The organism is Nonomuraea sp. NPDC049152 (assembly GCF_040648355.1).
Classification (GTDB): domain Bacteria; phylum Actinomycetota; class Actinomycetes; order Streptosporangiales; family Streptosporangiaceae; genus Nonomuraea.
The window spans coordinates 70550-77607 of record NZ_JBEZDO010000042.1; the positions used below are offsets into that span (position 1 = coordinate 70550).

At 68.4% G+C, this 7058-nt stretch carries 11 protein-coding genes; 9 read left to right on the forward strand and 2 right to left on the reverse strand.

Translation table 11 applies throughout. The annotated features are described in order from the left end of the window. Nucleotides 1-26 precede the first annotated feature (26 nt). The 8 genes from AB0B45_RS45900 to AB0B45_RS45935 all read left to right on the forward strand — a co-directional run bounded on the left by AB0B45_RS45900 (nucleotide 27) and on the right by AB0B45_RS45935 (nucleotide 4824). Nucleotides 27-785, forward strand: coding sequence for a hypothetical protein (locus tag AB0B45_RS45900; RefSeq protein ID WP_358144446.1), 759 nt, complete (start codon nucleotides 27-29; stop codon nucleotides 783-785). Next, nucleotides 763-1587, forward strand: coding sequence for a GNAT family N-acetyltransferase (locus AB0B45_RS45905; protein WP_358144447.1), 825 nt, complete (start codon nucleotides 763-765; stop codon nucleotides 1585-1587). Before AB0B45_RS45900 ends, AB0B45_RS45905 begins: the two co-directional genes overlap by 23 nt. A 31-nt stretch (nucleotides 1588-1618) precedes the next feature. Further along, nucleotides 1619-2629 (forward strand): phosphotransferase family protein, encoded by a 1011-nt coding sequence (locus AB0B45_RS45910; RefSeq protein ID WP_358144449.1) that lies wholly within the window; start codon nucleotides 1619-1621, stop codon nucleotides 2627-2629. Then, entirely contained in the window at nucleotides 2614-3147 is a 534-nt protein-coding gene (locus AB0B45_RS45915; RefSeq protein ID WP_358144450.1) for an acyl-CoA dehydrogenase family protein, read from the forward strand. The genes AB0B45_RS45910 and AB0B45_RS45915 overlap by 16 nt, the downstream gene beginning before the upstream one ends. Continuing rightward, on the forward strand, nucleotides 3126-3305 hold the full coding sequence (locus AB0B45_RS45920; RefSeq protein ID WP_358144468.1) for a hypothetical protein: 180 nt from the start codon (nucleotides 3126-3128) through the stop codon (nucleotides 3303-3305). Before AB0B45_RS45915 ends, AB0B45_RS45920 begins: the two co-directional genes overlap by 22 nt. 59 nt (nucleotides 3306-3364) lie before the next feature. Then, nucleotides 3365-3568, forward strand: a complete 204-nt coding sequence (locus AB0B45_RS45925; RefSeq protein WP_358144451.1) for a hypothetical protein — start codon at nucleotides 3365-3367, stop codon at nucleotides 3566-3568. A 67-nt stretch (nucleotides 3569-3635) separates the two neighbouring features. Further along, nucleotides 3636-4478, forward strand: a complete 843-nt coding sequence (locus AB0B45_RS45930; RefSeq protein ID WP_358144453.1) for a helix-turn-helix transcriptional regulator — start codon at nucleotides 3636-3638, stop codon at nucleotides 4476-4478. Nucleotides 4479-4560: 82 nt separating this feature from the next. Further along, nucleotides 4561-4824, forward strand: coding sequence for a hypothetical protein (locus AB0B45_RS45935; RefSeq protein ID WP_358144455.1), 264 nt, complete (start codon nucleotides 4561-4563; stop codon nucleotides 4822-4824). A 58-nt stretch (nucleotides 4825-4882) separates the two neighbouring features. Here the strand turns inward: AB0B45_RS45935 and AB0B45_RS45940 are convergent, their stop codons facing one another. Continuing rightward, nucleotides 4883-5197 carry a DUF6355 family natural product biosynthesis protein gene (locus AB0B45_RS45940; protein WP_358144457.1) on the reverse strand — a complete coding sequence of 105 codons (315 nt, stop codon included), beginning with the start codon at nucleotides 5195-5197 and terminating at the stop codon, nucleotides 4883-4885. Between the two features lie 174 nt (nucleotides 5198-5371). On the opposite strand from AB0B45_RS45940, the gene AB0B45_RS45945 reads away from it, so the two are divergent. Next, nucleotides 5372-5521, forward strand: coding sequence for a hypothetical protein (locus tag AB0B45_RS45945; protein WP_358144460.1), 150 nt, complete (start codon nucleotides 5372-5374; stop codon nucleotides 5519-5521). A 96-nt stretch (nucleotides 5522-5617) separates the two neighbouring features. Here AB0B45_RS45945 and AB0B45_RS45950 read toward each other — a convergent pair whose 3' ends face one another. Next, nucleotides 5618-6373 (reverse strand): hypothetical protein, encoded by a 756-nt coding sequence (locus AB0B45_RS45950; RefSeq protein WP_358144462.1) that lies wholly within the window; start codon nucleotides 6371-6373, stop codon nucleotides 5618-5620. Between the last annotated feature and the right edge of the window lie 685 nt (nucleotides 6374-7058).

Here is a 7058-nt window from a genome sequence, read left to right on the forward strand (position 1 = left end):
CGTTACGCATTTGCTATAAAAGCCATGTGCGATTCTGGATCGTGGCGGCGGTGGGCATCGCGACCGTAGTGGTGTGCTGCGCCGTCCGGGCCGGATACGGCATCTTCTCCGACGAGATGTGGGCGGAGGCGGCACGGGCCGCGGTCATGCTGCTCGCGGGCGCGTGGACCGGCGCCAGGGGCGACACCAGGACGATCGGGATGATCTTCATGTTCGGCGGCCTGCTGGGCGTCGTCGGCATGCTGAGCCAGGTGCCGGGGCTGCACATCGACTCGGGCTCGGACGTCGGCCTCGAGGACTGGCTGCACTATTGGATCTGGGCGCCGCAGGTGATGGCGCCGCTGCTGCTGGTCACCGCGATCTTCCCGGACGGGCGCCCCGCGTGGCCGTGGCTGATCTGGCTCTCGGTGCTGACCATCGGGTGCCTGGCCGTCGTCATGGCCACGTTCGACTGGCCGCGCGGCGACGGCGGCGTGGGAGGCAACCCCGTCGCCCTTCCCGCGCCGATCGAGGACGCCGCCGGGTTCGGCTCGCTGTTCCTGCTCCCCGCGTCGGCGCTGCTCGTCCTGGTCTCGCTGCTCAAGCGGTGGAGCGACGGCCGGCGCGCGGCCCTGTACCCGGCGGCCGTGCTCGTGGCCGCCGTCCCCTTCCTGCTGCTGGATCTGGCGACGTGGTTCCCCGCCTTCCACGCCGCCGCCATCGCCGTGGGCGGCTCGCCCGTTGGTTTGTCGCGGTTCGCCGCCGTCCGCCAGGATGGGCCGCATGCAGATCCGCCGCCTGGATGAATCCGACCTCGACGCCTGCACCGCGCTGGCCGTGAGCCGCGACTGGGGCCTCGAGAGGCACAAGTGGCGCTTCCTGCTGGAGGTCGGCGAGGCCTACGGCATCGACGCCCCCGACGGCGACGGGCTGGCCTCCACCAACGTCGTCACCCTGTACGGCGACGACCACGCCGTGATCAGCATGGTCCTCACCGCCTCCAGGTACGCCAGGCAGGGCATGGCCCGCAGGCTCATGGACCACGCCATGGAGCGGGCAGGCGGCAGGACGGTGTCGCTGCACGCGACCGAGAACGGTCGCCCCCTCTACGAGCGGGCCGGCTTCCGCACGGTCGCCGAGGTCGTCACCCACAAGGGCCACTTCACCGGGCAGGCCCCCTGCGTCACCCGCGAGGTCAAGGATCCCGCCGACATCGAGGCGATCGTGGCCTTCGACGCGGGCGTGTTCGGCGCCGACCGCTCGGCGGTGCTGCGCGGGATGCCCGCCTTCCACGAACGCGTCAGGGTTGCCGAGCGCGGCGGGCGGATGACGGGGTTCGGCGGCGTGTGGCGCAACGACGACACGCTCGTCGTCGGCCCCGTGGTCGCCGACGACCTGCCCACCGCGTGCGACCTCATCGCCGACCTGGTCGCGGGCAGCGAGCTGCCGGTGCGCCTCGACCTCGACGGGCGCAGGCCTGAGCTGGTGGCGTGGGCCGCCGAGCACGGGGTGCCCCACTACTTCAGCACCAGCGCGATGGTTCACGGCGGCGGCATGCCGGGCGACTTCACGCGGCTTTTCACGCCGACGATGCAGGCTCTGGGTTGACCCAGCAACCAGAACATGGTTCGGTTCTGGGGTGGCAACGAGCTCCCCGCACATCGACGTCAGCCTGATCGACTTCGACGTGCTCGGCGCGTGGATGGACGTCCACGGACTGCCCGGCGGCCCTTTCGAACATGTCCAGCCGGTTCCAGGCGGCACGCAGAACGTCATGGTCCGCTTCGAGCGGGGCGGCGTGCCGTACGTGCTGCGCAGGCCGCCACTGCACGTACGGGCGAAGAGCAACGAGGTGCTGCGCCGTGAGGCGCGGGTGCTGGCGGCGCTGCGCGGCACGGACGTCCCCGCGCCCAGGCTGGTGGCCGCGCAGACGGCGGAGGAGCCGGTCTTCTACCTGATGGAGCCGGTCGACGGGTTCAACCCCACGCTCGGGCTGCCCGAGCCGCACGCCTCCGATCCGGCGATCAGGCAGCGGATGGGCCTCGAGGCGGCGGTCGCGCTCGCCGCGCTCGGCAGGGTCTCCCCCGACGTGCTGCCCGGCTTCGGCAGGCCGGGAGGGTTTCTCGAACGGCAGGTGCCGCGCTGGATGGGTGAGCTGGAGTCCTACGGCAAGCTGGACGGCTACCCGGGTCCCGAGATCCCGCGGCTGCGCGAGACCGCCGGATGGCTGGAGCGCAACACCCCCGCCACGTTCACCCCGGGGATCATGCACGGCGACTACCACCTGGCCAACCTGATGTTCTCGCGCGAGGGACCGTGGGTGGCGGCGATCGTCGACTGGGAGATGTGCACGATCGGCGACCCGCTGCTCGACCTCGGCTGGCTGGTGGCCACGCTGCCGTCCGCGAGGGAGCAGCTGCCCGAGCTGCCCGCGCCGGAGGAACTGATCGCCTGCTACGCCGAGCTGTCCGAACGCGACCTGTCGGCGGTCGACTGGTACGTCGTCATGGCCTGCTTCAAGCTCGGCATCGTGCTGGAGGGCACTCACGCGCGCGCCTGCGCGGGCAAGGCGCCCAAGGACATCGGAGATCTTCTTCATCAGACGACCCTGGACCTGTTCGCGAGGGCGCAGACATGGATTTCTCGGTAGAGCCTGAGTTCCAGGCCAAGCTGGACTGGATGGACGTCTTCATCAGGGAGGAGGTCGAACCGCTCGACCTCGCCTTCCCCGGGCAGGCCTACCGCAAGCTCGACGACCGGCTCAGGAAGATCGTCGATCCGCTGAAGCGGCAGGTGCGCGAGCGTGGCCTGTGGGCCTGCCATCTGGGGCCCGAGCTGGGCGGCCAGGGGTACGGCCAGCTCAGGCTGGCGCTGATGAACGAGCTCATCGGCCGCTCCACGTGGGCGCCGGTGATCTTCGGCTGCCAGGCGCCCGACACCGGCAACGCCGAGATCATCGCCATGTACGGCACGGCCGAGCAGAAGGAGCGCTACCTGAAGCCGCTGCTGGACGGCGAGGTGTTCTCGGCGTACTCGATGACCGAGCCCCAGGGCGGCTCCGACCCCCGGCTATTCACCATGCGGGCCGTACGCGGGGAAGCCTGCACGGGGCGCTGGGCGTCTCGGCGGACACGCCGCTGGCGCGGCTGTGGCAGGCGGCGCCGCTGATGGGCATCATGGACGGGCCCACCGAGGTGCACCAGGCCTCGATCGCCCGGCGGGTGCTGCGCTCCTACCGCCCGTCGCCGTCGGAGTTGTGGCCGAGCGAGTACCTGCCGGACAAACGAGCCGCCGCTAAGACCAAATACGGAGATTTTTCGGCATAAACAGACATCCGACCCCTACAATTGCGCGCAATTGTCATGCAGTTCGGGGAAGGATCACCATGCGCATGCGGTTCCTCGGGTCCACGTCAGAGGGGGGCGCGTGCCCGACCCTCTACGAGACCGACCGCGGCACCATCGTCGTCCAGGGCCTTCAGGTCACCGATCCGGAGGCGCTCGCCGACCTCAGGGACGTCCTCGAGGGTGAGGGGGCGGTGGAGGTGCCACGCGAGCTGCTGATCGACATCGCCCGCCGAGTGTTGTGACTGCTTGATCACGATTGCGAAACTGCCCCTGGTTCGATTGCCGAACCCGGGGCTACTCTCAGTCGGCGTGACGACGTTCCAGCAGGCGCGAGTCGACCTCGGGCTACGATTGCGGCAATTACGCGAGGCGGCCAAGCTGTCGGGCAAGGACCTGGCCGCCCGTCTCCAGTGGCAGGCCTCCAAGGTCTCGCGCCTGGAGAACGCCCGCCAGACGGCCACCGAAGAGGACGTCCTCGCCTGGGCGGAGGGCGTCGGCGCTCCCCTCGAGGCCGTCGACCAGCTGCTCGCGCTGGCCGTCGCCCTCGGCGTACGCCAGGCCGACTGGGGCCAGCAGGACCGCGGCGGGATGGCCTCCATCCAGGAGGACATCCGCGAAATGGAGTCGAAGGCCAAGACCATGCGGGTCTTCGAGGGCGGCATCGTCCTCGGGCTGCTGCAGACCGCCGAGTACGCCCGCAACGTGCTGCTCCGCCTCAAGCACGCCTTCCAGACCACCGAGGCGGTCGACTCCTCCGTCCGCGTGCGCATGCAGCGGCAGGAGGTCCTCTACGACCCTTCGCGCACCTTCCGCTTCGTCATGACCGAAGGCGCGCTGCGTACCAAGATGGGCCCCGACCACGTCATGCGCGGCCAGTACGACCGGCTGCTCGCGGTCAGCACGCTGCCCAACGTACGGCTCGGCATCATCCCCTTCGAGCACGACATGCCGTCGGCGCCGATCACCGGCTTCTGGATGTTCGACGAGGAGATCGTCCTCGTGCCGACGCGCACGAAGGAGGTGCGGCTCACCGAGCTCCACGAAATCGGCTTCTACAGCCGCCTGTTCGAGGACTATTGCAAGGTGGCGGAGTTCGACGAGGCAGGTCGAGCGGTCATCATGCGCATACTTAACGGATACGGCAAACAATAGCTACATTAATGGCCACAATTGCTTGCATTCCCCAGCAAGATCGTGCAACCCTAGCGCACAGTTGATGCGGAGGTGATGCACGATGCTGGACACCATGCTGTGCCTCGAGGCATTCGCCAGGGCGGCGGGCACACACGCCGACCTGCGCGTTCAGAACCTCGCACTGGCCAGCGAGCCGGCATTCGTCTCCGTGGTCAACCGCTTCTCGCTCACCCTGGCCGAGACCGTGACCTGCTCGCCCGAGGGCGCCTACGTCACCTCATGGGGCTACCGGCTCGGCACGGTCGAGGACGTCGACAGCGCCGCCGCCCGCCTGGCCTACCTCCTGGCCGCTCTCCCCGCCTGACGCCCCGCGGGCGGGCGGGACCTCGCCTCCCGCTCCGCCGTTGGGGACGTGAACCTCGTCAGCTCACGCCGCGCGTGTCCCCCGGGTGGGAGCAGAGCTGTCCGATGTACCAGGCATTGACCGCGTCCTTGTCGAGTTTCGTCCTGCCCGGCCCCACGCAGCGCTCGTAGTCGCCGCGGACGAAGCGGTCGACGCGGATCCACACGTTGGTGTCGGTCGCACAGTGCTCGTAGGCGGGGTCGTCGGTGAACGTCGGCGGGATGTATCCGCACGCGGCCGCGCTCGCCGTACCGGCGGTGGCCGACCCGCCGGCGACAGGAGAGGCGAGGAACGCGACGGCGGCCGCGACGGTCATGAGAGTCCTGAATGGCATGTACTGCCTTCCTACTCGGATGCACGTGATTACATACCGTAACTTGACAGCTACATAATGTAAAGAACGTCGAGCGGCGGCACCAATGAGGGCCTGGCCGCCGCCCGCGCCCGCGGACGTGCCGGCGGGCGCCCCACCGTCGTCGATGAGAAGATCCTGCGTGCCGCTCGCGACATGCTGCCCAACCCCGCCAACTCCATCACCTCGATCGCCAAGCTCCTCGGCGTCTCAGTCGGCACCCTCTACAACCACATCCCCGATCTCCAGCAGCTCCGCGCCCCCGGACAGAGCGCGGCCCTGTCCGCGCCTCAACCTCCCTACTGAACTTCCACCGGCGCAGGTGGCGATCTCGCAAACGCTGAGGGCCGGGTGCAATCGAGCACGGGGGTTGGATGCCAGTGGATGCGCGGAACCCACAGGTCAGCGTGACCACGCCAGTGCCGCTGCGGTTGTCGGCGCGAGGCTGCCGAGGGTGGTCACCGCCTGTTCCTGTGATGGGCTGTTGATCTCGACGAGTACGCCGTGCCGAACGCCGAACAAGACAACATCGCCCAGCCCGTGCTCGCGGATCCACTGCTCCGTGGTCAGCTGTCGGCAGGTGTAGGGCGGCTCGCCCGGGTACGGCTTTTCGCACGCCACCTGTGGGCTGCCCACCGAAACCGGGCGAAGGGCGACTGCGGTGGAGTTGAAGTCGAGAAGGACGAAGGTGTCGTTGGGGTCGTGCTCGATCTCGACCCACACGGGCGCCTGACCCGGGAGGCCGAGCAGCGGGATGTCGACTGCCGCGAGAGCTCGCTCCTCATGCCAGTTGACGATCCACGTGCGGCTCTGCAACACCATCGTGACGAACACACCCACGCCGAGGGTTGCGCACAGCACGGGCCACCACCACCTGACGCGAGTGACCACATAGCCGGCGATCGCATAGGCGACGACTCCTGCGACCAGGATCGGTAGCCCGAAGAGCGCCCGCGGCAAGCTGGTGATCGAGGGGCCCGGGGCAAGGGCCATCATCGCGGGGATGAGAGCGGCGAAGGCGCCGGTCCCCAGGAGAGCTACCCAAGGCGCCCGTTGAACCCGGAACACCCTGGTCAAGATGAGGCCGAGTGGGAGCGGGAGGAGCAAGGCCGCGAGGCCGTGGACGATGGCGATGCCTTCGGCGGTGACGTAGAGCACGCCGTCAACAGCACCAACGATCGCCCCGACCGCCCCAGCCCTCCCCAGAATCCCCAATGTTCGCATAAGGCGCCATCATGCATGGAAAGTTCATTTCGGCATAATCAGGACTCGACTCCTCGCATGCCGCCACCGGCCTGGCTACCGAGAGGCGCCAGGCCGTCGGGGGGTTGCACGCACAGGCAGTTGTAGCCGAGCGCGAGTGACGATCTACCGTGTCTGTAGATCACACGACCAGTGGGCCAGGTCGGTTGGGACACCCCGCGCAGATCGGGGGCAGCGTCCTGCAGAGTCCCCAGGTCAGCCTTCTGTGGCGATGGGCATCGCGATCGCGCCAGATGGCGATCGCGGACGTGCTATCTGCGTAGTTTCCCCACCTTGTGGGTGTACAGATCGAGCGGGTGTTCCTCCGCGGGCGTGCCGTCGCTGCACCACCTGGCTGGAGACTTGTCTCCACGCCGCAGGCACCTGGGACGACTACCTCAACAGCCCACCCACCGCCCATCTCGGTCTGATTTATCCACGTGCCGCGATCAGCCGGAAGCGCAAAGCCCGCTGACATCAATTCCGCGCGACCACTGACATTCTCAGGCTCTGGCTCACTTTTGATGATCTCAGTGACAGAGCGTGGCTCCGTCAGATGTAGCGGAGGACTCGAGCCCGGAGGAGGTCGAAGTTGGCCCGG

Coding starts and splice junctions, on each gene's coding strand:
- AB0B45_RS45925 (WP_358144451.1), top strand. CDS start 3,365: ATGCGCATGCGGTTCCTCGGGTCCACGTCAGAGGGGGGCGCGTGCCCG.
- AB0B45_RS45915 (WP_358144450.1), top strand. CDS start 2,614: ATGGATTTCTCGGTAGAGCCTGAGTTCCAGGCCAAGCTGGACTGGATG.
- AB0B45_RS45905 (WP_358144447.1), top strand. CDS start 763: ATGCAGATCCGCCGCCTGGATGAATCCGACCTCGACGCCTGCACCGCG.
- AB0B45_RS45935 (WP_358144455.1), top strand. CDS start 4,561: ATGCTGGACACCATGCTGTGCCTCGAGGCATTCGCCAGGGCGGCGGGC.
- AB0B45_RS45940 (WP_358144457.1), bottom strand. CDS start 5,197: ATGCCATTCAGGACTCTCATGACCGTCGCGGCCGCCGTCGCGTTCCTC.
- AB0B45_RS45945 (WP_358144460.1), top strand. CDS start 5,372: ATGCTGCCCAACCCCGCCAACTCCATCACCTCGATCGCCAAGCTCCTC.